Below are 1,687 nucleotides of genomic sequence, written 5' to 3'. Positions count from 1 at the left end.
GCCGAGGAACTGCACTTCACCCGTGCCGCGGTGCGTCTGCACACGGCCCAGCAGGCGCTGAGCCGGGACGTGCGGCGGCTGGAACGGGAGCTGGGCGCCGAGTTGTTCGTGCGGACCACCCGGCAGGTGACGCTCACGCCCGACGGAGAGCGGCTGCTGCCGTACGCCCGCCGCGTGCTCCAGGCGCAGGAGGAGCTGCTCGGCGCCTTCGACCAGGCCCGGCCCCTGCTGGTGGACCTCAACTCCCCGGGGCTGGCCACACCGCGCCATGTGCTGCACCGGGCCCGTGAACTCGCACCCGGGCACGAGCTGATGGCCCGCTACGAGAGCGGCCTGACCGGGGCCGCCGGGGAGTTGCTCGCGGGCCGGCTGGACGCGTCGTTCGGACGGTTCGCCGGACTGGACCCGGCGCTGCGGGCCGGGCTCGACCACCAGCCCGTGCGGTACGAGCCGATGGCGATCGTGCTGCCGGAGGACCACCGGCTGGCCCCGCTGGCGCAGGTGCCGCTCGCCGAGCTGGCCGGCGAGACCGTCTACGCGGGCGCCGGCAATCCCCGCACGCCGGAGTGGACCGGCCTCGCGCGGCTGCTGTTCGAGGGACGGGGCATCGACATCGCGCCACCGGCGCCCCTGGCCGTCGGGGAGGAGGAGTTCCAGCGGATCATGGCCCGTACGCGGCACCCGGTCCTGGCCGTCGTGGGCTTCCCGGCCCTGCCGGCGACGGTGTCACGTCCCCTGGTCGATCCCGTTCCGCTCTCTCCCGTGTCGCTGGTGTGGCGCAGGGGTCTGAGGCACCCCGGGCTCGACGCGCTGCGGCGGGCGGCGGCGCGGCTCGCCGTGGAGGAGGGGTGGCTGCAAAGGCCCGTCGGAGGATGGGTTCCGGCCACCGATGATGTCCTCATGGCGTCTCGCGGCTGACGCGATTCGGCACGCCGTCAACACACAACCTCCGCGTGCGCTACATTCGACGCCTGAGCACGGTGTGGTAATGGGGGCGCTTTGGGCGGGTTGGGGACCCGGTCCGAACGACGAGTGCTCAGGTCGCAAGCGCACCTGAACCATCCCGTGGGGGGAAGTGCGTGCGCGTGGAACAGTGGCGAGAAGACGCCCAACCCGAATGGCCCGAGGCCGCAGCGAGGACCGGTGAACTCCGCGCGGACGGCAGAGCCCGGGACCGGAGAGCCACGCAGGTCTTCTCCGGCGGCGACGTCCAGGTGACGGGCACACGCCCGTCCGCCGGGACGGACGTGACGGAGATACTGAGCGGCATTCCCCGGCAGAGCGAGGGCGAGGCCGACTCGTTCGGTGCCGACTCGTTCGGTGCGGGCCTCAGAACGCGGCCGGCCGTCCGCGACCCCTGGCAGGAGGACGCCGACGCGGCCGGGCACACCCATGATCCGCACGAAGTGACCGTCCAGCTCGACGCCGTTCAGCTCGGGGACGGGTTCGTACGGCAGGTCAAGGAAGGTGCCGGCGCGGGCCCCGCCGCCGACCGGCCCGTCTTCGTGGACGAGTCGGGCCGTCGCAGCCGGCGCCTCCGCCGGATCGGCATGGCCGTCGCCGTGGCCTGCGGGGTCTACGCCGTCGTCATCGTCGCCACGGTGCTGTCGGGCACCTCCGACGCGCCCTGGCTGCCCGTGCCGGGCCAGCAGAAGGGCCGGCCGGCCGGGCAGGTCGACACACCGTC

1 protein-coding gene and 1 pseudogene are annotated in these 1,687 nt (G+C 73.7%); both read left to right on the top strand.

Features of this window, described 5'->3' with window-relative positions; genetic code table 11:
- A partial coding sequence (locus CCL05_RS02115) for a LysR family transcriptional regulator (protein ID WP_086558752.1) occupies nucleotides 1–918 on the top strand: 918 nt, incomplete at its 5' end.
- 167 nt (nucleotides 919–1,085) lie between these two features.
- A pseudogene (locus CCL05_RS02110) lies at nucleotides 1,086–1,687 on the top strand (hypothetical protein); the annotation flags it as partial.

Source organism: Streptomyces africanus (assembly GCF_002150735.1).
GTDB lineage: Bacteria > Actinomycetota > Actinomycetes > Streptomycetales > Streptomycetaceae > Streptomyces > Streptomyces africanus.
The sequence above is the reverse complement of the archived record's forward strand: the minus strand, read 5'-3'. Positions and strand labels throughout refer to the sequence as shown.